Annotated in this window: 20 protein-coding genes; 11 read left to right on the top strand and 9 right to left on the bottom strand. The window is 59.0% G+C overall.

Annotated features, from left to right (window positions below; genetic code table 11):
* The first annotated feature begins 9 nt into the window (after window positions 1-9).
* The 5 genes from EKD03_RS12525 (at window position 10) to EKD03_RS12545 (ending at window position 4,299) form a co-directional block, all read left to right on the top strand.
* On the top strand, window positions 10-1,206 hold the full coding sequence (locus EKD03_RS12525) for an amino acid ABC transporter permease (protein WP_129631162.1): 1,197 nt from the start codon (window positions 10-12) through the stop codon (window positions 1,204-1,206).
* Between the two features lie 17 nt (window positions 1,207-1,223).
* Complete coding sequence (locus EKD03_RS12530; RefSeq protein ID WP_174842865.1) at window positions 1,224-2,447, top strand: amino acid ABC transporter permease; 1,224 nt, start codon at window positions 1,224-1,226, stop codon at window positions 2,445-2,447.
* Window positions 2,448-2,476: 29 nt separating this feature from the next.
* The gene (locus EKD03_RS12535) at window positions 2,477-3,226 is read left to right on the top strand and encodes an amino acid ABC transporter ATP-binding protein (protein WP_129631165.1); all 750 of its coding nucleotides are present in this window, start codon (window positions 2,477-2,479) and stop codon (window positions 3,224-3,226) included.
* A 137-nt stretch (window positions 3,227-3,363) separates the two neighbouring features.
* A complete protein-coding gene (locus tag EKD03_RS12540; protein WP_174842866.1) occupies window positions 3,364-3,777 on the top strand; it encodes a bactofilin family protein in 414 nt (137 codons plus the stop codon).
* Window positions 3,778-3,783: 6 nt separating this feature from the next.
* Window positions 3,784-4,299 carry an FtsB family cell division protein gene (locus tag EKD03_RS12545; protein ID WP_129631171.1) on the top strand — a complete coding sequence of 172 codons (516 nt, stop codon included), beginning with the start codon at window positions 3,784-3,786 and terminating at the stop codon, window positions 4,297-4,299.
* Between the two features lie 52 nt (window positions 4,300-4,351).
* Here EKD03_RS12545 and EKD03_RS12550 read toward each other — a convergent pair whose 3' ends face one another.
* The 4 genes from EKD03_RS12550 to mnmG form a co-directional block, all read right to left on the bottom strand.
* Window positions 4,352-5,389: a glycine betaine ABC transporter substrate-binding protein gene (locus EKD03_RS12550; protein WP_238613510.1), complete on the bottom strand. Its 1,038-nt coding sequence runs from the start codon at window positions 5,387-5,389 to the stop codon at window positions 4,352-4,354.
* Window positions 5,390-5,449: 60 nt separating this feature from the next.
* Window positions 5,450-6,091 carry an ABC transporter permease gene (locus EKD03_RS12555; RefSeq protein ID WP_129631174.1) on the bottom strand — a complete coding sequence of 214 codons (642 nt, stop codon included), beginning with the start codon at window positions 6,089-6,091 and terminating at the stop codon, window positions 5,450-5,452.
* Between the two features lie 116 nt (window positions 6,092-6,207).
* Window positions 6,208-8,925, bottom strand: coding sequence for a valine--tRNA ligase (locus tag EKD03_RS12560; protein WP_129631177.1), 2,718 nt, complete (start codon window positions 8,923-8,925; stop codon window positions 6,208-6,210).
* A gap of 316 nt (window positions 8,926-9,241) precedes the next feature.
* Window positions 9,242-11,194 (bottom strand): tRNA uridine-5-carboxymethylaminomethyl(34) synthesis enzyme MnmG, encoded by a 1,953-nt coding sequence (gene mnmG / locus EKD03_RS12565; protein WP_129631180.1) that lies wholly within the window; start codon window positions 11,192-11,194, stop codon window positions 9,242-9,244.
* Between the two features lie 122 nt (window positions 11,195-11,316).
* On the opposite strand from mnmG, the gene EKD03_RS12570 reads away from it, so the two are divergent.
* Window positions 11,317-12,285 (top strand): response regulator, encoded by a 969-nt coding sequence (locus tag EKD03_RS12570; protein WP_129631183.1) that lies wholly within the window; start codon window positions 11,317-11,319, stop codon window positions 12,283-12,285.
* A 104-nt stretch (window positions 12,286-12,389) separates the two neighbouring features.
* Here EKD03_RS12570 and EKD03_RS12575 read toward each other — a convergent pair whose 3' ends face one another.
* Entirely contained in the window at window positions 12,390-13,310 is a 921-nt protein-coding gene (locus EKD03_RS12575; protein WP_129631186.1) for a bifunctional riboflavin kinase/FAD synthetase, read from the bottom strand.
* Between the two features lie 266 nt (window positions 13,311-13,576).
* Between EKD03_RS12575 and EKD03_RS12580 the strand changes: the two genes are divergently transcribed.
* From EKD03_RS12580 to EKD03_RS12595, 4 genes are all read left to right on the top strand, one after another.
* Window positions 13,577-14,518 (top strand): TlpA family protein disulfide reductase, encoded by a 942-nt coding sequence (locus EKD03_RS12580; RefSeq protein WP_129631189.1) that lies wholly within the window; start codon window positions 13,577-13,579, stop codon window positions 14,516-14,518.
* 280 nt (window positions 14,519-14,798) lie between these two features.
* Window positions 14,799-15,197 carry an OsmC family protein gene (locus tag EKD03_RS12585; RefSeq protein ID WP_129631192.1) on the top strand — a complete coding sequence of 133 codons (399 nt, stop codon included), beginning with the start codon at window positions 14,799-14,801 and terminating at the stop codon, window positions 15,195-15,197.
* Between the two features lie 86 nt (window positions 15,198-15,283).
* Entirely contained in the window at window positions 15,284-15,850 is a 567-nt protein-coding gene (locus tag EKD03_RS12590; RefSeq protein ID WP_129631195.1) for a peroxiredoxin family protein, read from the top strand.
* The gene (locus tag EKD03_RS12595; RefSeq protein WP_129631198.1) at window positions 15,850-16,578 is read left to right on the top strand and encodes a prolipoprotein diacylglyceryl transferase family protein; all 729 of its coding nucleotides are present in this window, start codon (window positions 15,850-15,852) and stop codon (window positions 16,576-16,578) included. Before EKD03_RS12590 ends, EKD03_RS12595 begins: the two co-directional genes overlap by 1 nt.
* A gap of 175 nt (window positions 16,579-16,753) precedes the next feature.
* Here EKD03_RS12595 and EKD03_RS12600 read toward each other — a convergent pair whose 3' ends face one another.
* From EKD03_RS12600 to EKD03_RS12610, 3 genes are all read right to left on the bottom strand, one after another.
* Window positions 16,754-17,899: a hypothetical protein gene (locus EKD03_RS12600; protein WP_129631201.1), complete on the bottom strand. Its 1,146-nt coding sequence runs from the start codon at window positions 17,897-17,899 to the stop codon at window positions 16,754-16,756.
* 64 nt (window positions 17,900-17,963) lie between these two features.
* Window positions 17,964-19,340, bottom strand: coding sequence for an Hsp70 family protein (locus tag EKD03_RS12605; RefSeq protein WP_238613511.1), 1,377 nt, complete (start codon window positions 19,338-19,340; stop codon window positions 17,964-17,966).
* A 70-nt stretch (window positions 19,341-19,410) separates the two neighbouring features.
* Entirely contained in the window at window positions 19,411-21,468 is a 2,058-nt protein-coding gene (locus EKD03_RS12610; RefSeq protein WP_129631204.1) for a VanW family protein, read from the bottom strand.
* 310 nt (window positions 21,469-21,778) lie between these two features.
* Between EKD03_RS12610 and EKD03_RS12615 the strand changes: the two genes are divergently transcribed.
* Entirely contained in the window at window positions 21,779-22,999 is a 1,221-nt protein-coding gene (locus EKD03_RS12615; RefSeq protein ID WP_129631207.1) for an amino acid ABC transporter substrate-binding protein, read from the top strand.
* 50 nt (window positions 23,000-23,049) lie between these two features.
* Here the strand turns inward: EKD03_RS12615 and EKD03_RS12620 are convergent, their stop codons facing one another.
* Window positions 23,050-23,829, bottom strand: a complete 780-nt coding sequence (locus EKD03_RS12620) for a class I SAM-dependent methyltransferase (protein WP_129631210.1) — start codon at window positions 23,827-23,829, stop codon at window positions 23,050-23,052.
* Between the last annotated feature and the right edge of the window lie 47 nt (window positions 23,830-23,876).

Here is a 23,876-nt window from a genome sequence, read left to right on the forward strand (position 1 = left end):
GGTGCCTCTATGAGCGTTGCTCCCCCATCGCAGCAGCAGACCCGTATCCCCTTCTATCGTGATACACGCATCATTGCGGTGTTGCTCCAGATCTTTTTCCTCATCGCGGTAGTGGGTTTCATCTGGTTCCTCTATAGCAACATGATGGCGGGTCTGCGGCGCAGTAATCTACTCCCCAACTATTCCTTTCTCTCTCAACCAGCCAGTTTCCCAATTAGCGAGAGTCCCATTCCGTATGATCCTGGGCGTACCTATGGCTATGCCTTTGTGGTAGGGGTTCTCAATACTCTCCGGGTTGCCGTGATTGGTATCGTTCTCTCCACAATTCTGGGGATCATTATTGGCGTGAGTCGTTTGTCGAGCAACTGGATGCTACGCAGTGTGGCGACGGCCTATGTGGAACTGGTGCGTAACATCCCATTGCTACTGCAACTCTTCTTCTGGCTGATTATGAGCCAGGAATTCCCGCGTATTCAGGATGCGATCAGTGTCGCTGACTTGTTCTACCTGCATAACCGAGGTGTCACGCTACCATGGTTCGGGGTGGGTTCCAGTTTTGCGGTGTGGCAGATCTGGATCGCGGTTGGTCTGGTGGCCGGGCTAATCCTGTATATCGTTCGCCGGATCCAGTTTGTGCGCCGCGACCGACCGGGGGTGGCGTTGCCCTGGGCCTTGCTGCTGGCGGTGAGCATTGTACTGGTTGGCTTCTTCGTCTCTGGTATTACCAGCGGCAACTGGCCCCTGATTCTCGATGTTCCTGTGTTGCAACGCTTTAATTTCCTGGGTGGGGTCACCATTACCACCAACTTTACGGCACTACTCATGGGCTTAGTCATCTATACGGCGGTCTTTATTGGTGAGATTGTGCGCAGTGGCATTCAGGCGGTCAATAAGGGCCAGCGTGAAGCCGCACGTGCGCTTGGTTTGACTCCGGGCCAGACGCTGCGCTTGGTCATCTTTCCCCAGGCGTTGCGGATCATGATCCCGCCGATGACCAGCCAATATCTCAATCTGACCAAAAATAGTAGCTTGGCAGTGGCGATTGGTTTTCCCGATCTCTTTGCGGTGGCAGGTACAACCCTCAACCAGACCGGCCAGACCGTACCGGTGATGCTGATCGTCATGTTGGCCTACTTGAGTGTCAGCCTTGTAACATCGTTGTTGATGAATTGGTACAACAAGCGGATTCAGTTAGTAGAGCGCTAGTTGAGAGAGGTGATCCGATGACAACTGACTCCGCACGTGCTCGTCCAACCAAACCGACGGTGGTGTTGTGGGATTGGCTGCGCCAAAATCTGTTCAACACCTGGTATAACGCGATCATCTCGGTAGTGATCGCGTTTCTGCTCTACCAGTTACTCAGTAACCTGCTGGGTTGGTTGCTCACCACCCAGGGCTGGATCGCGGTACTGACGAATATCCGCCTGCTCTTTGTGGGGCGTTACCCCCCCGATCAGGTGTGGCGGGTCGAGGTGGTGGTCGCGCTGATCGCCCTGTTGACCGGTCTGAGTGGTGGGGTATGGAAGGGTATCGTGCGTAATCTGGCGACGGGCTTTGGCTTGATTCTGTTTGTGTTGAGCCTCATCGCCTTCACCTTCCCCAATGATGGCTTCAATCCAATGATCGCCGCCCCGATCTTTCTTTTGGGAAGTTCGGCGCTGCTTGCCTTGGGTATCTGGGGCGGGAGTCGCATTGCTGAACGGCTGCGTATCCCGTTGATCATCAGTTGGGTGTTGCTCTACCCGATAGGGATTCTGATCATCCGGGGCGGAGTTGGTTTGCCGGTGGTCGAGACCAACCTCTGGGGCGGCTTGTTGCTCACCCTGATTCTTTCTAGTAGTGGCATTATTCTCTCATTTCCGCTCGGCGTCTTGCTCGCGCTGGGTCGGCGGAGCGATCTGCCCATCGTCAAGGGCTTCTGCATCGCCTATATCGAACTCATCCGTGGCATTCCGCTGGTCACGGTGCTCTTTATGGCCCAACTGATGCTGCCGCTCTTCCTGCCAGATCAGGTACGCATTGACTCAGTCGTGCGGGCGATGGTGGCGGTAACGCTCTTCAGCGCGGCGTATCTGGCTGAAAACGTGCGCGGTGGTCTCCAATCACTACCACGTGGGCAGGCCGAGGCGGCACGGGCACTGGGCCTCAATTCGGTGCAGACGACGTTGCTGATCACGCTTCCCCAGGCGCTACGGGCGATCATTCCGGTGCTGGTGGGCCAGTTTATCTCGCTCTTCAAAGATACCTCGCTGGTGGTGATCGTCGGTCTGATAGATCTGCTTGGCATTGCGCGCACGATCTATTCGCAGGCCGAATGGAAGGACTTTACCGGCGGGGTCTGGCGCGAGACACTCTTTGTCGTTGCGGTCATCTACTGGATCTTCAGCTTTACGATGTCGCGTACCAGCAAGAAGATCGAGGAGAAGATGAGTGTCGGGTATCGGTAGGCGTGTCTTGAGGCAGAAAGTTAGCAACTATGGCTGATCAAACCAACCAAGAACCGATCATCATCTGCGAAGGGGTGAATAAGTGGTATGGCGAATTCCACGCCCTACGTGATGTCTCGATCCGGGTACGTCGGGGTGAAGTAGTGGTCATTTGTGGCCCTTCAGGCAGTGGTAAGAGTACCTTCATCCGTACTATTAACCGCCTTGAAGAACATCAGCAAGGGACGATCATTGTTGATGGGATCGAGATGACCAATGACATCCGTAATATTGACGCCATTCGGCGCGAGACGGGCATGGTCTTCCAGCAGTTTAACCTCTTCCCGCACCTGACGGTCATGCAGAATATTACCCTGGCACCGATCTGGGTGCGTAAAAAGACCCGTAAAGAGAGTGATGCCAAGGCGAAAGAACTGTTGGAACGAGTAGGGATTGTCGAGCAAGCGCAAAAATTCCCCGGCCAACTATCGGGTGGCCAGCAGCAACGGGTGGCGATTGCGCGCGCCTTGGCGATGGAACCCCGGATTATGCTCTTCGATGAACCAACCTCAGCACTTGACCCGGAGATGGTCAAGGAGGTATTGGACGTGATGAAAGAGTTGGCGCGCGGTGGCATCACCATGCTCTGCGTTACCCATGAGATGGGCTTCGCTCGTGAGGTTGCGGATCGGATCGTCTTTATGGATCATGGCCAGATTGTGGAAGAAGGCAACCCCGAACAGATCTTTAGTGCGCCCCAGCACGAGCGCACCAAGCTCTTCTTGAGCCAGATACTTTAATCTGGTTGCCCTCAAGGCTGGGGTAGTTTATAATTGAGTTGCCTATCCTGCACCAAAACGGACACCCGCGTGGGTGAAATGAACGAAAAACCCCGTTTGTATCGGTACGTGCAAGGATGGCAGGAGGAAGTGTCAGCATGTTTGGTAGTAGTAAAAAGCCTCAGACCACCCCTAACACGATCAGTAGTAAGCCGGAGACGGTCATCGGCGCGAACACGCGCTTTCAGGGGTCGTTGACCTCCGATGGTAACATCCGCATTGATGGGTCGGTCGAGGGTGATATAGAAGTGCTTGGCAATCTCATTGTGGGAGAGACTGGGCGCGTGATTGCAACGGTAAAGGCCCAGAACGTTCACGTCTCTGGGGCGGTCAAGGGTGAAATTATCGCTGTGGAACAGCTTGAGATCTCGCCCACCGGCAAGGTGTGGGGAGATATTACCGCTGCGGCACTGCATATCGAGCCAGGTGGTCTCTTCCGTGGGCAGAGTGCGATGACGACCACGATTGATGAGCCGCTCTTGCTTGAAGCACCTCGGCCCAGCAATGGGTAATTCCCGATGAAAGCAAAACGCCCCCACGCAACACGTCGTATCTTGCCCAATTGGCGTCATGTTGTACGGCGGCGCTCTGCGGTCGAGGGTCATACGATCTTTGCGCGTTTGGCCGCTTTGGCGCGCTCCGGCGGGCGAGGCTTGGCCTCGCTGCTGGTGGGCGCAGTGATGCTGACCTTGATCGGGTTGCTGATCGCCAACTTTATTGGCCAGGTGATGCTGAGTGCGCGCCTAGAGGCGCAACGTGCCGCCCTGGCGGCAGAGGTTGATCAGATTCGCGCCGAGAACCGCCAGCTTGAGGCAGCGGTGGACTTTGCCGAGTCCGATGCGAATGTGGAACGTATCGCTCGTGAGCAGTTGGGCTATGCACGTGATGGCGATATGGTGCTGATGGTTCAAACCCCGCCGCCGCTCCCGACCACCTCCGCCTCCTCCGATGGGTCAACGCTCAGCCCGTTGCCGCCGGAGCCACCTGCGCCGAATTGGCACCGCTGGTGGACGGCGTTCTTTCCGGTTTCGTGACCGTATGGGGCGCGTCGCGACGCGCCCCTACGTGACGCCCATGGGGCGTACCCTACTTGATCACCCCCTGGCTGACCAGGAACTCACGTGCTACCACGGACACTTCCTTCTTCTCCGGCCCATCCACCTGCCAGTTCAACCCCGACATGACTTCGCTGGTGAGCAGCGGAGCCATCGCGTTGAGGATCTCGGCGATCTGTGGGTTGGCGTTGAGGGCGTCCTGGCGGATCACCGGCGCGATCTGGTAGATCGGGTAGGCGTTCTTGTCGTCTTGGAGTACCGTGAGGCCCAAACCGGCGATCTGGCCGTCGGTGCCGAAGGCGACCACCACATCAACATCACCACGGGTGAGTGCCTCGTAGCGTAGGCTGCCCGAATCGAGTTGCACGTAGTTGTCGCCACTGAACTTGGGATCGAAGCCGTACATAGCCAAGATGGCCTTGTTATCCTCGCGCTCCGGGAATTCCGGTGGGCCACCTAGGCGTACATCGGCAGAGACGGCAACCAGATCTGAGAAGGTGACAACGCCAAGCTCCTCGGCCTTCTCCTTGGTCAGGGCGAAGACGTTGGTGTTGTTGAAGGGCGAAGGGTTGAGCCACGTCACCTGGAACTGCTCCTCGTAGCCCTTGCGCAACGCGGCCATAATCGCCGCCTCGTCGGGGAGTGCGGGTTGCTTCAAAACCACCTGCAAGCCGGTGGAGGTGTATTCTGGGTAGAGGTCAATGTCGCCACCTACCAGCGCCTCGTGGGCAATCGCGGTGGCCCCCAGGCTAAACTTGCGCTCAACGGTAAAGCCGTTCTCCTCCAGCATCAGGGCGTACATCTCGGCGACCAAGATCGCTTCGGTGAAGTGCTTGGAGCCAATGCGGATCGTCGCACCACTTGGGGCTGCCGTCGGTTCGGTTACCGCCGTGGGGTTTTCTGCGGCGGGGGTGGATGCTACCGTGGGGCTTTCTGCGGCGGGGGTCGGATTCTCCGCCGCCGGTGAGGCGGCTGGAGCGGTGGTGGGGGCTACCGGGGCAGCCTGACCACATGCGGTGAGGATCACGACGAGGGCCAGTGTCATCAACTGGGTCGTTCTGCGGAGCATAACGTCTTCTCCTTGTTCCTATGCGGAGACATCTATGGTAGACGGCGTTGGTGGAATGCATTACCTCGGTGGGGTAAACCAGCGTTCCACGAAGCCGAGAACCACCTCACTTATTAAGGCTAACACAGCTACGGGAATCGCGCCTAGGAGCATAATGCGGGGTTCAAAGAGGGCAAACCCACGGGTGACGAAGATGCCTAGCCCGCCCGCGCCAATAAAGGCGGCCAGGGTGGCACTGGCGATGACCTCGACAGTGGCGGTGCGGATACCGGCGATCATAACTGGGAGAGCCAGTGGGATTTCAACTTGGAGCAGCCGTTGTCGGGCGGTCATGCCCATGGCGGCGGCGGCTTCAACCACGGCTGGCTCGACTCCGCGAAGCCCGGTGTAGACGTTGATCAGGATCGAGGGCATGGCCAGGATCGTGAGCGCGGTGATGGCGGGGGTTGCGCCGGTTCCCAGGTAGGGCATGACGAGGAAGAGAATGGCGAGGCTCGGAATGAGCCGGAGTGATCCGACTGCGGTGATCAGATATTGGGCCGCCCGAACATGGCGAGCGGCCCAGATGCCGAGCGGGATGCAGAGGATGAGGCTGATTGCTAGTGCGGTGCTGCTCAGGCTCAGATGGCGTCCGAGTTCGGCCCAGAAGCGGTTCTGGTTATCGAGAAAGTAGGCGTAGGTTTGATTGAGTAGGTTGATCATTCCGGCGGCCTACCTCACTCCTTGAGTTGACGCCAAGGCGCAAAGACGCAAAGGTTGTGTTGGGTGCCTTTGGTAAAGGCTTTGCGCCTTGGCGTCTTTGCGTCAAAACCGGGAAGTTAAATCTCTGCCAGACGTTCGCGCAGGCTGACCAGCGCAGCGCGGGCGGTTTCTAGGCTCTCGCGTTCGCGCTGCACGACAGTTGCCGGAGCTTTGCCGACAAAGCCGGGATTGGATAGTTTTGCCTCGCGGCGGGTTACATCGGCTTCGGCCTGCTCCAACTCCTTGCGCAGGCGCGCCCGTTCGGCTTCGAGGTCAATCAGCCCGGCCAGCGGCAGGTAGGCTTCCACGCCTCCCAACACAATCGCCGCCGACTGGGTCGGCTTGGCGGTAATCGCCTCGACGATCTCTAAGCGCTCGGCATCCACTCGTCCGAGCCGCGCCAGCAGCGCGGCCTGCTCGCGCAAGAGTGTGGCTCGCTCGCCCCCCACCACGGTGGCGGCGACCCACTTGGACGGTTCGACCTTGTACTCGCTGCGAATGTTACGAACAGCGACGATCAGCGTTTGCACCAGATCCCAATCGGCTTCGGCCTGCGGACTGAGCAGTGCCGCGTCACCTTCGGGGTAGGCGGCCAGCATGATACTGTGGCTTGCGGCAGGCTCCTGGCCTTCAATCTGGGTCAGGTATTGCCACACCTCCTCGGTAATGAAGGGGATGTAGGGGTGCAACAGGCGCAGCGTACCTTCGAGTACGGTGTAGAGGACGGCGCGGGTCGTCGCTTGTTGTTCGGCGTTGCCCTCAAGCTGCACCTTGGCAATCTCGACATACCAATCGGCAAACTCGCCCCACAAGAAGTCGTGCATCTGGCGGCCCGCCTCGCCAAAGTTGGAACCCTCCATCAGCCGGTTGGTATCGAGGCAGAGGCGGTTGTAGCGCGAAAGAATCCAGCGATCCGCGAGGCTCAGTGCGGTGAGCGGGGTGTGAGCATCGCTGACGCGCACCCCCTTACTGATCACGAAGCGGGTGATATTCCAGATCTTGTTGGCAAAGTTGCGCGCCGACTCGATGCGCTGCGGGTTGAGGTTGAGATCCTGGCCGGGCGTGCCTGACGTCGCCAGCGTGAAGCGTAGCGCATCGGTGCCTTGGGCATCCATCACTTTGAGCGGATTGACCACATTCCCATACGACTTGGACATCTTGCGCCCGTGCTCATCGCGCACGAGGCCATGCAGATAGATCGTGTGGAACGGCTCAGTGCCGGTCAGGTAGCAGCCCATCATCATCATGCGCGCCACCCAGAAGAAGAGGATGTCGTAACCCGTTTCGAGCACACTAGTCGGGTAGTAGGTGGCAAGATCGGGCGTCTGATGAGGCCAACCCAACGTGGAGAAGGGCCACAGACCGGAGGAGAACCAGGTATCGAGCACATCCGGGTCTTGGACGGCACCCTCAGGCGGGGTCTCATCAGGGCCGAGCACCACCATCGTGCCATCGGGCACGTACCAGACCGGGATGCGGTGGCCCCACCAGAGCTGGCGCGAGATGCACCAATCTTCAATGTTCTCCAGCCAGTGGTAGTAGACCTTCTCGAAGCGTTCGGGAATAATCTTGGTACGGCCCTCACGCACGGCGGCCAGAGCGAGATCGGCCAGCGGGCGAGTCTTGACGAACCACTGTTCAGAGAGCAGCGGCTCGATGATCTCGCCGCCGCGCTGGCTGATACCAACACTCATGGTGTGGGGGTCAACCTTGACCAACAGCCCCTCATGTTCCAGATCCTGGACGATGGCCTTGCGGGCGGCAAAGCGCTCCAAGCCCTGGTAGGGGCCACCTTCAGCATTGATCGTGGCGTCCTTATTCAGAATCGTGATCTGGGGCAGATTGTGGCGCTTGCCGACCTCGTAGTCGTTTTTATCGTGGGCGGGCGTAATCTTGACCGCACCGGAGCCAAATTCGGGGTCCACATATGCATCGGCAATGATCGGGATGGAACGGGCCAGCGCGGGCAGTACCGCTGTGCGCCCGACCAGATCGGTGAAGCGCGGGTCGTCGGGGGGAGTGGCGATGGCCGTATCACCCAGGATCGTTTCGGGGCGGGTGGTGGCGACCGTGATCCACTGGGTGGCTCCTTCAGCCCAACGGCCACTCCCCCAGGGGTGTTGCGGCCCGGCCCAATCGGCATTGATCACCGGGTAGCGCACATGCCAGATCGAGACCTGGCGGGTCTCAAACTCCACCTCAAGATCGCTGACCGCCGTCTGGAGGTTGGGTGACCAATTAACGAGGTAGGTACCCTTATAGATCAGGCCATCGTCGTAGAGGCGCTTGAAGGCGGTCTGGACGGAACGCGAAAGCCCCTCATCGAGCGTAAAGCGCTCGCGTTCCCAATCGCAGGAGGCACCGAGGCGGCGCAACTGGTTCTGGATCTCGCCGCCATACTTGGCCTTCCACTCCCAGGTACGGCGCAAAAACTCCTCGCGCCCGACCGCCTCACGCGACGTACCCTCGCTACGCAGCAACTTCTCCACCTGCGTCTGGGTCGCAATCCCGGCGTGGTCGGTACCGGGAACCCAGAGCGTCTGATAGCCCTGCATACGGCGCCAGCGGATCATCAGATCCTCAATCGTGATAAACATGGCGTGGCCGAGGTGCAGTTCGCCGGTGACATTGGGTGGCGGGATGGAGATGACAAATGGTGGTTTAGGGGCATCGCTCCGTGGAGCGAAAAAGCCGCTGCGCTCCCACCATGGATACAAGGAGCGTTCCACCGGCTGATGTTCATAGGCTTTTGCCATCTCCGCCGGACGGGCGGGTGGGGTTGCTGCGTTGGTCATATCTTCCTCAAAAACAGATGAGTGCTGGGGGTATTATAGCATCGCCCGCCAACCTGGTGCGGGCACCCCGAACATGCATTGCCGGGATGTCCGAACATGCATTGCCGGGAGGCCCGAACATGCGTTGCCGGGAGGCCCGAACATGCGTTGTCGGGATGCCCGAACATCCCGTAGGGGCGAAGCATCGCCCCTACGGGATGTTTGGGATTTCCCCGGCCATCTGGCGGGCGATGCTTCGCCCCTACAATGTGCCGGGTTGGCCGACCATGCATTGCCGGGATGCCCACACATGTGTTTTCGGATTACCCGGACATCCTTACCGCCCCACCCCTTGCCTCTCCAACGCAAACAAGAGAATCGTCACATCGGCGGGGGTGATGCCAGCGAGCCGCCCGGCTTGGCCCAGGGTGGCCGGACGGAAACGTATGAGGACTTGGCGCGCTTCGTTGCGTAGCCCATGCAACCGGGTGTAGTCTATCTCAGCGGGGATGCGGCGCGACTCCATTTTGCGCAGGCGCTCCACTTCGCGCTGTTGGCGTTCAATATAGCCGCCATATTTAGCATTCATCTCGACCTGTTCGATCACCCCCGGCTCGGCAGCCGGGAAGCCTAGCGGGGCTTGGAGTTGCTGGTAGCCTACGTTGGGGCGCGCCAGCAACTCGAAGGCGCTCATCGGCTGGCGGAGCGGGGTCACCGCAGCCTCGGCGAGGGCGGTATTGACCGCCACCGTGGGGAAGATGCGCTGCCCGGCCAACTCCGCACACAGGCGCGCCACCGCCTCGCGCTTCTGCTCGACCGCCGTCACCCGCTCGGCATTCACGAGTCCCAACTCGTAGGCTACTGGGGTCAGGCGCAGATCGGCGTTATCGCTGCGCAACAGCAAGCGGTGTTCGGCGCGCGAGGTGAACATGCGGTAGGGTTCAGTAATCTCCTTCGTCACCAGATCATCAATCAGCACCCCAATATAGGCTTGGTCGCGCCCCAGGATCACGGCTGGTTGGCGGCGCACATAGCGTACCGCATTGATACCGGCGATTAAGCCCTGGGCGGCGGCCTCCTCGTAGCCGGTGGTGCCGTTCACCTGACCGGCCAGGAATAGCCCGCGCATCCGGCGCGCCTGCAAATCAGATCCGATCTCGCCGCTTGCCACCGCGTCATATTCGATGGCATAGCCGATCCGCATCAGTTCGGCGTTGCGCAAGGCGGGGATGCTGCGCAGCATCGCCCATTGTACATCCTCTGGTAAGGAGGTGTTGCAGCCCTGCACATAGACTTCGCTGGTCGTCCAGCCTTCGGGTTCGAGGAAGAGGCCGTGGCGATCCTTATCGGCGAAGCGCACGATCTTGTCCTCGATGCTGGGGCAGTAGCGCGGGCCAATTCCGGCGATCACGCCACTGAAGAGCGGGGCGCGGTGCAGGTTGTCGCGGATGAGAGCGTGGAACTGCGGGGTGGTATGCACGAGGTAGCAGGGTAGTTGCGGTCGCCAGCCATCCAGTTGGGGATCTGGGTAGTACGGGCAGGGTGGGTTTTGGAAGGGAATCGGAAGCGGTTCATGATCATAGTAATGCGCAAACGCCACCGGCACGCGGCTACCTTGCTGCACCTCAGTCTGGCTAAAATCAATCGAGGCCGCATGGATACGCGGCGGCGTGCCGGTCTTCAGCCGCACCAGCGGGAAGCCCAACGCGGCCAGATTCTCTCCCAGCGCCACCGCCGGAGCCTCCCCGGCCCGCCCAGCAGCCCAGGTGGCCTCGCCCGTAATGACCCGGCCCCGCAGGAAGGTTCCGACTGTCAGCACGAGGGCGCGGGCCTGGTAGCAGTAGCCGGTGTGGGTGCGCACGCTAAAGGCGAAGGGCGTGAGTGACGAATCGGGTTCAGCGTGGATCATGCTGATCTGCTCAACCATCGCCTGGCGCACATCCAGATTAGGCAACCGTTCCAGCGTCTCCTTCATGATCTGGCTATAGAGACGCTTATCGGATTGCGCCCGGAGCGATTGAACTGCCGGCCCCTTACTCTCATTGAGTACTCGAATCTGGATAGCACTCTGATCGGTGACGCGCGCGATCACGCCACCCAGCGCATCAATCTCGCGCACCAAATGGCCCTTGGCTGGGCCACCGATGCTCGGATTGCAGGGCATATAGCCGATCTTGTCCAGATCAATCGTCAGTAACAACGTGCGACAGCCCATGCGTGCAGCGGCATTTGCCGCCTCACACCCGGCGTGACCAGCCCCAATCACAATGATGTCATACAAATGGTGCATAGCTTAACGATGGTATAATGCCAATCAATAGGTCTATTATACGGCGAGGTTGCAGGTTGCCGTTGAAGGCGACACTCCTGCACCTACTCATCTGCCACCTTGCCTGATCATGGAGCGTTGCTTTGGCCCTGATTCAGATCATTGATGATGATGTGATCCTGCTCGCTAGTTTAGGCTTCCTGCTTGAAGAGGCGGGCTATCGTGTGCAGAAGAGCAGCGATCTTACCCATGCCGAGCAGTTGTACCAGGAAGAAGTGCCCGATCTAGTGGTGATCGAGGTCCGCAGTGAGCATGATCGCGGATGGGATCTGTTAGCGCGGCTTGCCCCGCTAACGCCGGTGATGGTGGTGAGTGCCGCCTCGCGTGAGGAGGACATGGTACGCGGTTTTGCCGCCGGTGCAACTGATTATATCGCCAAGCCCTACCGTTCAGCGGAGCTACTGGCGCGGGTACGGAGCCGTTTGCCGCTGGTGCAGTCTACGCCGGTCGCATCGGCAAGCCGCACCTCCACCACGGAACGCCTGGGTTCGCATCTGCCGCCTCCACCACGCTCAACGAAGCGCCGCGAGAACGACGACGATGCGATCTTCATGGATAAGGCTGAGGAGATGGCGTTGCTGCGCATGCCGCCATCCAGTTCTCCGCATGCACCACCCTCTGAGCCAGCCCCGTTCGAGGATAGTGATCGAGTTGGGCCGCGCTTACGGCAGGCGCGGATGCGACGCCACATGACGCTGGTGCAGGTGGAGAATGAACTTAAGGTGCGTATCTCCTACCTCCAGGCCATGGAAGATGAGAAGTTCACTCTGCTCCCGCGAGGCCCAGCCGCGCTCGACATGTTTAGCCGCTATGTCACCTTTTTGGGGATGGAGGCTGAACCACTAATTGCCGAGTTCCGTGCGCAACACTACGTGGAAGAGAGCATCCCGGCACCCGCGCTGGGTGGCCCGCGTATGCCGCGCAGTATCCCGCGTTGGCCGATCTGGATTGTGGCGGTGGTATTGGCGCTGGTGGTGGCGGTGGCGATGATCTTCTATTTCGATCCGGCATTCTTTCAGCAGATTCAGAGTCTTTTGTTTATGGGATCGTAGAGACGCAACATCTTGCGTCTAGGGGAGACGCAACATCTTGCGTCTAGGGGAGACGCAACATCTTGCGTCTAGGGGAGACGCAACATCTTGCGTCTCTACACCATTTACCCAATCAACAATTGACGTGCATGCTCGGCATCCTGGCGAATTTGGGCGATCAATGCTTCAATCCCGGCAAACTTCTGTTCACCGCGCAGCCGGTGGAGGAAGGTGATCTGGAGCGTGCGGCCATAGATGTCGCCGCTCCAATCGAGCAGGTGAGCCTCGACGGTGCGCTGTATCAGGCCGAAGGTGGGCCGCAGCCCTACGTTGGTCACGGCGGGTAGGCTCGTGCCATCAATCAGCACCCGGCAGGCATAGACGCCATCGGCGGGCAGGACGTGGTTGGCGCTGATGTCTAGGTTGGCGGTCGGAAAGCCAATCACCCGGCCACGCTGATCCCCCGGTACCACCGTGCCCCGCAACCCAAAGGGGCGTCCGAGCAGCATCGCGGCACGTTCCACCTGCCCAGCGGCGAGTAGTTCGCGGACTCGCGAGGCACTCACCACCTCACCCTCGATCTCGACCTTGCTTGCCGCACCGACCGCAAAGCCGCGTTGTTGGCCAATCGCCATCAGGCTCGGCACATCACCTTCGCGGTCACGGCCCATCGCAAAGCCCTCACCCACCCAGAGTTCACGCAGTGGCAGCGCCGCACAGATCTGGGCCATGTAGGCATCGGCGGGGATGGCCTTAGTCGCTTCGGTAAAGGGGGCGATGATCAATAGATCGGGATCGAATGAGCCGATCAGTTCGATCTTCTCTTCCAGATTACTCAGCAACTGGGGTGGGGTGCCGGGGCGTAGAATCACATTCGGATGCGGTTCCCAGGTCAGCACGGCGCTCAGAAAGCCCAAATTACGGGCATGCCGCACCGCTGTGCTGATCAACTGGCGATGCCCAAGATGCAGCCCATCAAACTTACCCATCGTGAGTACGGTGGGTCGCTGCGCGAGACTTGGCGCGAGCGAGCGGACAATTTCCACAACCTTCTCCCCTATTCACCATTGATTGCGGTTCAGTGTACCATAAAAGGAGGGTGTGGGGATCATCCGCAGATTACGCAGATTATCAAGGGTAGAACAGATTAACCGCAGAGGGAGTGCAGAGGAGAGACGCAAATAAGTCTTGGTAATCTGTGTAATCTGCGGACACTTGTGTGGGCGAACCCTCCCATGGGCCATCTGATGAAGTGCTTTAACGAATGCTTTATACTGTAACATCACTGCTCTACTAGATAGGAATATTACGTATGATCACCAGATCGCCCCGTCTCCTTACGCTGGTTCTGCTGACCCTCCTGCTCGCCGCATGTGGTCAGCCAGTGGCACCACCGACACCTACCGCTACTTCGGTGCCTCCCACGATGGTGGCTCCGCCAACTGCGGCGGCTCCAACTCGTATGATGGTGCCTGTGCTGGCCATCTCGGAGCTTAACACTGGCCCAAACCGGATTGCCCTCGGTGTTTTGCAGGACGGTACACCCATCCGTGATACCGAGCTTCAGATTGGCATGCGCTTCTCTCCGGTGGGTGGGGAGGTGGCGCATGAGTCGACGGCGGTCTATCGTGGTGAGGGTTTGCCCTTTGGTCTCTACGTCGGTTATGCCACCTTTGATCAGCCGGGGGCGTGGAATATGGAGATCGCGCTACCCCAAGCGGGCAGCGAACCGCTCACCTTTAACATGCGCCTCACGGTCTTGGCGACACCCAATGTGCCAGGTATTGGCCAACCCGCCATCCCCAGCCAGAACCTGACCATCCGTGACAACCCCGATCTGAGCCAGATTAGCTCCGACCCCACTCCTGACCCCGATTTCTACCAGATGACGATTGCCGAGGCGATTGCGGCCAAGCAGCCGTTTGTGGTTGGCTTCCTGACCCCCTCCTTCTGCCAGACTGCCGTCTGTGGCCCGAATATGGCGGTCTTCAAGAAGTTGAAGGAGGAGTACAAGGATCGGATCAATTTCATCCATGTGGAGGTCTATCCCTACCCGTTTGGTGAGGCGTTCCAGCAGCAGAAGTTGGTCGAACCCATGCATGAATGGAACCTTGTCACCGAACCGTGGACGTTCCTGGTTGATGCGAATGGGATCATTCAGTATCGCTATGAGGGTGGGATAACCTTCGCTGAGATGGAACCTGCACTCGCTCAACTCGCCGCTGGCCAGCCGGTGACGCCGTTGGTGCCGTAGATTGGTAGTATTGAGGTTTGGGGCAGGGCATGTGCAAAGTCATTGGGGCTGCGCCCCAAACCCTCATTTTTGTTGTTTTTTGGCGGCTACGCCGCCAAAAAACAACAAAAAAATATCTTCGGGGGCGGAAAGCCGCCCCCAAACCCCCACCGGAGGTGACTTTGCACATGCCCTGAGGTTCGGGGGCGGCTTGCCGCCCCCCAAACCTCTACCAATGGTATAATACCTACAGTGAAGAATTGGCAACACACACGACAAACCTATTGGGGAGGCTGATCATATGGCACAGGTCGAACTGACGTGGATCGAGCGCCAGCGTTACCTCGCGGTTGATAGTGGTGGGCATAGCGCCGTCTTTTCGGGTAAGGATGATGTGGGTGTAAAGCCTTCTGAGGCGCTGCTCTTGTCGCTGGCGGGTTGCTCGGCCCATGATGTGGTCGAGATTATCGGTAAGCGCAAGCTCACCCTCGACGCCCTGAAAGTAACCGTGACCGCCGAGCAGAAGGAGAAGGCTCCCTGGCCCTTCACCCGCATTCATCTGCGCTACACTGCTTCGGCAGAGGGTCTTGATCTGGATCAATTAAACCGAGCGATTGATCTCTCCCTCAACAAGTACTGCTCGGTGCGTGCATCGCTCTCCCCCGATGTGCAGGTGACCTATGAGGCGGTGCTTGAGTAGGGGCGAAGCATCGCCCTCCATGTGGTCGGCGAACCCGAACGAGGTTGTAGGGCGATGCTTTGCCCCTACGGGATGATCGGGGAACTATGATCTTCTGGTTGCTTGAGTCGCAGCGGCGTTGGAGCATCTTCGCCACGCTGCTCTTGCTGTTGAGTGCGGGGTGGACGTGGCTGGCGCGGGTGCCCGATGCGGCCAATGGGGCGCGGATTCCTAGCCCGCGTGTTGATTTCCCAGCCCCGGATTTCACCCTCCAGACCCTCAATGCTGACACGATCCGCCTGAGTGACACTCGTGGCCAGGTGGTGGTGCTGAATGTGTGGGCAACATGGTGCGGCCCGTGTCGCGCTGAGATGCCCGCGATCCAACAATTACATACGACCCAGGCTCAGCAAGGGTTGGTGATCTTGGCGGTGAATAGCACCGTCCAGGACGATGCGGCCGCAGTACAGGGCTTTGTGCAAGAATTGGGGTTGAGTTTCCCCATCCTGCTCGATAGGGATGGGACGGTGACGCATACCTACCGCGTGCAGGCGCTCCCCACGACGTTTGTGATTGATCGCCAAGGGGTGATCCGCAAGATCTTCTATGGCGGGCCACTCAATGAGGCTACGCTACGTGCCACGCTTGACCCACTACTTCAAGAGGCTCCCTGATGTTGCCCTTCATTCAGCTTGGCCCACTGGCGATCAACACTCCGGGGTTGCTGCTGCTGATCGGTTTCTGGTTGGCGGTGTGGCTGGTGGAGCGCGAGGGTGATCAGTTAGGATTGCGCGGCACCGCGCTCTCCGGGGCGCTCATGGTGGGTCTGGTGGGCGGGCTGATTGCGGCGCGCCTCGCATTTGCTGCGGCTGCCCCAGCGGCCTATCTGGAGGAGCCATTGGCGTTGCTGGCTCCCACCCTGAGTGCGCTCGATTTGCCATTTGGCCTCTTCATTGGGATTCTTTTGCTGCTCTTTGATACTCAGCGCCGCCAGATTGTGCTTCGCCCAGCGCTTGATGCGCTGGCCCCTACGTTACCGCTGATGGCGTTGTCCCTTGCACTGGCCCAACTGGCGGGTGGCGATGCCTACGGAGCCGCAGCCAACCTGCCTTGGAGCATCTATCTGTGGGAAGAGTGGCGTCATCCGACCCAGATTTACGCTGCCGTAGCCGCACTGATCACTCTGGCTCTTTGGTGGCGTACCCGCAGTGCGCCACTTGCTCCCGCCAGCCGACTGCCGCTGGTTATCGGGGCGTTGGCGTTGGCCCAGATCGGGATTGAGGGGCTGCGCGGGGATAGTGCGTTGGTGCTGGCGGGCCTGCGGACTGGCCAGGTGGTTGGGTTTGGGGTGTTGGCGGGGTGTTTGTGGATCATCCCCAAGTTGCAGCCCGCCAAAGCGTAGGGGCGCGTCGCAACGCGCCCCATGTGGAGGCGGCAGGCCCCACGAAAAAGAGGGTTGTGCTGGTGCGGTTGGCCGCTTTGCGGCCAACCGCACCAGCACAACCATGGGTTTGGGGCATAGCCCCAAGCAGAAATCTGCTTAGCTTGAGGGGTATAGGGCGCATCACGATGCGCCCCTACCCCAACGCTAATGCCCGTTCCAGTGTGCTACGCATCTTCTGGATGCGGCGCAGCAACTTGGCCTCGTCGTCACTAAAGTCGGCGAAGGCGGTGGCACGGCGATTCACCAGTGTGGCCTCGTGTTCGGCGAGGTCGGCGATGAGCAACGCCAGGCGGGCGGGGATGTCGCCCAGCGGCCCTGTCGGTGCAGGTGGGGCCGCATCGGGGCTGGCACCGAAGATCTCGATCTGACCGAGTGCCGCCTCGGCAGCCGCGCATGTTTCACGGTAGGTCTTGTCACCTTCGGGGTAGATGTGGTACTCCGGGTGCAGATCGCCCTTCATGGCGAGGTGGTAGTAGACCGCGCCCACCACATTGTCGGGCAGGGGTGGCCAGCCTTCTCCGCCATGCACCAGTTTGGCGTAGCGAATACCCTTCTCATGCTTGGGTACCTGCTTAGTGTCGTTGATCCCATACTCGGTAATGTACCAGGGCTTTTCGGGGAAGAACTGCTTGTGCAGTTCAATCGCATCACGCAACTCGCCTTTAGTGGCCGGGGCACCATCGGGCGCGAAGGCATAGTATTCGTAGAAATGCACGCCAATCATATCGAAGAGGCGAATCTGCTGATTAGCGATCTCATAGAAACGGCGCATATTGCCGCTATTATCCATCATAAAGCCGGGTGAGATGAAGGTGGCCTGCGGGAAGACCTTCTTACAGTGCTTGACCGACTGTTCGAGCCAATAGGCCCACGCCCAGATGAACTCATCGTCTTGGTTGAAGACGTTGGGTTCATTGCCAATCTCAACCATAATATCGGGGCGGATGGAGTACCATTCCTGAATCTCGCGTTCGCAGAGATCGGGTTTGGGGAAGTCGTAGTCCCAATATTGGGCATTCGGCCCCTTGGCCCCTGGGCGTGGCTTGCCCGAAAGCGGATCGAAGGGGCGGGCATAGCTGGGGTCGCCGCTCACCGTCCGCACGATCACGTTAGGTACCATGTTTAGCACCCGTTTGCGGGTCTCAGGATTCCAGCCACTCGCTAACCCCCATCCCGTGACCACTTTTACCGTATCGTACTCACCGAGCCGAATACAGTCTTCCAGGGTCTCCAACTTGTCCACATAGGTCAGCACAACGCCACGTTGCCTGGCTGCCATAGATCCGCCTCCCTGCTAGTATTTGGTACTCCGTATGATGAATTGTAGCGCAGGGATGTTACGGTTATTGGCCGTGTTCATAGGCGGCCACGGCCATGCCTGAGGCAACGCCGGTAAAGACATCCATCTCTTGGAGTTTATCGGCACCGAACTTGTCGCTCAGCATGCGCACAAAGCGTGGAATGCGCGAGGAGCCACCCGTCCGCAGCACCACATCAATCTCGTCGGGGCGCAGGTCGGCGGCGGCGAGGGCGCGATCAATACATGCCTCAACCGCACGCACATCGGGACCAATCAGGCGCTCGAAGTCCCAACGTGGGATGCGCTCATCAAAGTCAATCTCGCCCATGTGCATGCCCAGGATCGTCTGCTCACGTTCTGAAAGCTCCACCTTGGCCCGTTCGACTGCCTCGTACATGGGTAGGCCGTAGTTCTGGCGCACCAGGGAACGCAGGGCTTTAAGTTCTGGCTTGCGATCCCCAATTGCCACCGCCTCTTCAATAATCTCCAGGTACTTGGGCTGGGTCATCTCGCTGATCGCCTGCCACTCACTGAGATGTTCGAGAATGTGGGTCGGGAAGGGTAAGCGGCGCGGCCCCAGGGTGGCACCGGCCCCAAAGTGGGGCAGTAGGCGGCCCATCACCAACCGCTGATCGAGTAGGTCGCCTCCTACAGGCACGCCATCGGTGGCCAGGAACTCGCGTTTGCCGCGCCCATCCAGGCGCATAATCGTGACATCGAGGGTGCCGCCGCCAAAGTCAAAGACCAACACATGTTCTTCGTGGCGTACCGTGCGCGCATACGAGAGCGCCGCGCCGGTGGGTTCCTCAAGGAAGGTGACATTGGGCAACTCGGCGAGGTGGCAGGCCGCCTGCATGCGCGTAAAGGCCAGTGCGTCGGCCTGAGGATTAGCGGCATAGTGGACAGGCCGCCCGATTACCATGCCCGTCACGGGCTGGCCAATACTAGCCTCGATACGTTCATAGATCAGGCGTAGCACAATCGCGATCAGGGCTTCGAGCGTGTAGGCGCTACCAAAGACGTTGGTATGGCTGAAGGCACGGTCGCGCAGCCCGCTCTTCATAGACTGGAAGAGGCGTCCGGGTGCGTTAGCATCCACCTTGGCGTAGAGCGCCTGCTGACGGGTACCGAGGCCCGCAAAGGTGACCTCAGCATTGCCGATATACTTCCAGGCATATTCTACCTCGCGGCCCACATTGCCCTCAGTGAAGCGGTTGATCGCTTCGCGACCAATTGAGGCGGCTCCCTCGCGGGTCATAAAGAGCGTGGAGCGCAAGATGCTGGGATTCTGATTGATCGGATCGATGGGCAGCAGGGTCAGGTGTTGCCCATCATAGATTGCGGCACTCGAATTGGTGGTGCCAAAGTCGAGACCTACCCACATTGTAGATGACTCCTGCATGCCGTAGGGGCGAAGCATCGCCATCCAACTTCGTTCGGGTTCCCCCACTCCATGGATGGCGATGCTTCGCCCCTACATTCTATGTATGTCACCCCTCAGTAATCGGGGGTTGCGGGTCCACCGGGGGCTGCGGGTCCACCGGGGGCTGCGGGTCCACCGGGGGCTGCGGGTCCACCGGGGGCTGCGGGTCCACCGGGGGCTGCGGGTCCACCGGGGGCTGCGGGTCCACCGGGGGTTGATTCGGGTCTACGGTGGGCGTTGGCTCTGCGGTTGGGCGTGGCTTGCCATCCGGCCCTAGGTCTGCCGGGTTGACCTCATAGATATTTGGCCACGGGCGGAACCGCGTGGAAAAGTTGCGGCGCTCGATCACCTGATCATTTTGGAATACGATCCGCACGAAGTCAATCTGCATTCCACCGCGTGCCGTATCGGTCTGGCGGCGACGACCGGGGGCAACCTCATTTGATGCGACATAGACCGGCTCAGTCGGCGCGGGGACGCGGTTGGATGTGGTTGGGCCTTGGAGTTCTACGACACGTCCAGTATCGGTACCATAGATCCGCACCTCAGCCACGCGGGTGGAGGTATTGACCGATGTCTGAAGCAGCAGCCAGTGGCCAGTATCATTGAGGAACTTCAGATCCGGCCCACCCGTAAAGATCGTCGCGTCCATACCTGGCCCGTGGCCATACTCACCAAAGGCATACTTATCGTACCAACTAATATAGAAGGAGTGGCCCCAGCGCTCGGTGATCGGTAAGCCAGCCCAGAAAGCCGCACGGAAGACCGTAGTCGAGTCCTGGCAGATACCGCCCCCCCATTCAAGTTGGGTACGATTCTGGACAATTGCGTAGCCCTCAACAAAGCCATTGGAGGCATCAATCCGGCCAACAGTATTGTTGAACGAGAACTCCTCACCGGGAGCGATCAGAACCCCATGCAGCAGCGCCATCCCGGCCTTAATATTGGTGACGCGGTAGGCTGCCGAGCCAGTGAAGTCGCTCTTGCCAACCGCAAGTAGGTCGGTGATGCCAAGCTCCTGAATATTCTCTGCCGTCACCGGCGGAGGGATGGTCACAAAACTGAGCGACACATTGCGCTCCGGGTCACCACCACCTTGGAGTGCGGCCATAATCTGCTCATAGGCACTCTGCTCATCAATCCGCGAGCCGGAGGTACCGTCACGAATGATGCGCAGGTCGCCACCATTCCACTCGACGCGGGGATAGACCCCTTGTACCTCGGTGGCGTGGCCAATCGCCTTAATCTTCTCCTGGATCTGTGTGGTGTCAAGGCTGACCACTAAGGTATCGCCTTCAGGCCCGGCCACCTGATTGACCCGCACGAGGTGGGCGAGATCATCAATAGACCAGACAAACTCCTTCTTCCCGACCGTGATCGTGAGTGGTTCAGCAATCAGCGCATTGATCTGAGCTTGCGCTGTTTCGACGGCAGTGTTACTCAGGCGCGGTTCGAGTTCGCGGGTACGCAGCGCAATCTGTTGTGGCGCAAGATCTTGGATTGCCGCCATAATCTCTTGCAAACTCTCACTGATCAACAATTGCTGGCCTGTGGCGGCGGGTTGGGTATGGATCAGGGTACCATCAAGTTCAAGCTGGGCATCAATTGCTGGCTGATCAATCTCAGCCACGCGAGCTGCGAGGTACTGCTGCATCATCTCCTGATTGATCGTCAGGTGCAGCGGTAACTCTATGCCATGTTGCCAGATGCCCCAGACTTGGCTGGCATTGGAAAAGAGCCCATTCTCACGCCCGGTTGCATAGGCAGCGGCAACTGCATTGTCAATCTCTAGCCGCACGCCAATCTCCGCCACCGTAGGCGTCCACATCTGTTCGCCATAGGTCAGTGTCAATGGCTGCGCCAAGAAGGGTGAGAATTCTGCTTGCAGCACCTGACGTGCCTCGTCAGGAGTCATGTCGCCGACGGTCACCCCGCGAATGCTCACATTGGGGTAGATGCGTCCGGCATAGCTGCGATCAAACAGAAACAGACCCGTGCCGATACCGCCGAGCACCAGCAGAAAAAGCCCCGTCAGAATAAGCCACACGCGGCGGCTTATGTGACGTGACGCACGGATCTCAGGGAATGGTGATGTACCGAGCGGGGAGGTTTGCTCAACCGACACCAGCGCCTCCTACAGCGAGAAATGAGACAATAATAAACAGAACACACGATGTGCCTCAGATAACTATACCTGTCAGATTGGAGCATGTCAATGAGGAGAACGTGAGATAGAGGGCATGGGCGAAATCCTTGGGGCTGTGCCCCAGACCCGCTTTTTTCTCGTATGTTGGCGACGAAGTCGCCAACATACGAGAAAAAAAGTTCTTCGGGAACCCCCACCGGAGGTGACGTTGCACATGCTCTGGGTGATATACAATAGATGTAAGTATCACCACTGTAGGAGTCAACTCTTGTCCCTAAGGAGGGCTATTATGATTCGCCCACACCTCTTGGCGTTTCGTGTCGCCGCGTTGACCATCGTACTCTTGCTGGCGGCATGTAGCCTGCCTTTTGGGCAGCAAGCTACGCCCGAACCAGTCATTGTGATTGTCACTGCGACCCCTGACCCACGTGGGCAGCCGACGGGGGCGCCCATAGCGACATCAGTGGATGCATCAACTGATGTGGTTGATCCGGCTGCAACGGCAACGGTAGTACCGGAAGAGAATCCCACAACGGTGTCGGGTAGCATGTTGGAGCGTGTGAAGGCGCGGGGTAAGCTCATTTGTGGCACGAATGCCGATCTGCCCGGTTTTGGTTTCTACGACAATGTGCGGGGGCGTTGGAGTGGTTTTGATGTGGATTTCTGCCGTGCGCTGGCGGCGGCAATCTTTGCCGATGCGCAGGCGGTTGAGTTTGTCTCCCTCAATACGTCTGGGCAGAACGAGCGCTTTGAGGCGGTGCGGAGTGGCAGTGTGGATGTGCTCTTCCGTAATACGACCTGGACTCTGGGCCGTGATTTGGCGCAACTGGCCTTTGGCCCTACTACTTTCCACGATGGCCAGACTTTTATGGTGCGTAGCGCTACGCAGATTACGAGCCTGAATGATTTGGCGGGGAAGAAGATCTGTGTGGCACGCGGCACTACAAGTGCCCAGAACCTGAGTGATGATTTTGCGGCGCGTGGAATCAGCTTTGAGCAGGTGCTCTACGATGATGAGAACCAACTCTACCCCGCCTATGATCGTGGTGAGTGTGATGCGGTCACGAGCGATAGTTCGCAACTAGCCTCGAAGCGGCAGACGCTTGAACGCCCGGAAGATCATACCATCTTGGGTGAGCGCATCTCGCGTGAGCCGCTTGGCCCGGCCTTCATTGAGGGCGATGAGCAGTGGCGTGATGTGGTGAGTTGGGTGGTCTTTGCGACAATGTATGCCGAAGAGTTGCGGGTTGATCAGACCAATGTTGAGCAGATGAAGGCCACTAGCACCGACCCACGGGTGCGGCGTCTGCTTGGCCTAGAGGGCGACTTTGGTACCACCTTGGGTCTGAGTAACGATTTTGGCTACCAGATCGTTCGGCTCGTCGGGAACTACGCCGACATCTATAACCGCAATCTAGGGCCAAGCACGCCTTTTGCGATGGAACGTGGCCCGAATAAGGCATGGAACCTCGGTGCGGGTGGGGTGTTGGCGTCGCCGCCGTTCCGATGATATGGAGGTTCTGGGGCTGCGCCCCCGAACCTCCACCGGGTGAGGGCGGATCAGCCCTCACCCAGATCGCGTACCGCGACCAGCACTTGCCAGAGGCTCGATTCACCAAAGGTGACGGGGGGTAAGATCGCGTCGCCAAAGACACTGAGTGGGCGCAAGCCAACTTCTGCCAGCATCGCCGCTAATTCGGGGAAGCCGTAGAGGCGGATGCGATCACCGGGGTGGGTCAGATCAAGGCTCTGGGAAGGATCAATATAGCGATAATCAATATACAGGGTGGCTTCACGTGGCTCAAAGCGGGCTTCACGCAGGACATACCCACTACCGAGTTGGTACCATCCGTTGCGGAATTCACGCATATAGGCGTCAATCTGGTAGGGATTGATACACTGGAGCAGCAGCTTTCCGCCGGGGGCCAAAGCGCGGGCAGCCCCGGCGAGCACCTGAAGATTGGTCGGATCATCAAAGAAGCCCAGGCTACTATTCATAATCAGGATGGCATCGAAACGCCCGACATCAGTGAGGTTGCGCATGTCGCCCTGAACAAAGGTGACACTCAGATCAAGCTCGCTGGCGCGGTTGCGTGCATGGGCCAGCACACGTTCCGAGGCATCAAGTCCCACTACGGTGAGGCCACGTTGGGCCAGTTCGATACTGTGCCGCCCGCCACCACATGCCAGATCGAGGATCGTCTCAACCCCGCGCAGGCTGAGCGCCTGACTGAGAAAATCCACCTCCTGGCGAGTCAGGTTTTCGGCATAATCGTGGTAGAGCGCAAATTCGTGTACTTGGAGTAGTTCTTCCCACCAGTCGCGCAGATCGTCACTCATAGGGTTTCAGCCTTCTGTATCCTCAGTGTGGTTCTATTTTATCAGGT

The sequence above is a fragment of the Candidatus Oscillochloris fontis genome (assembly GCF_004138135.1).
Classification (GTDB): Bacteria; Chloroflexota; Chloroflexia; order Chloroflexales; family Chloroflexaceae; genus Oscillochloris; species Oscillochloris fontis.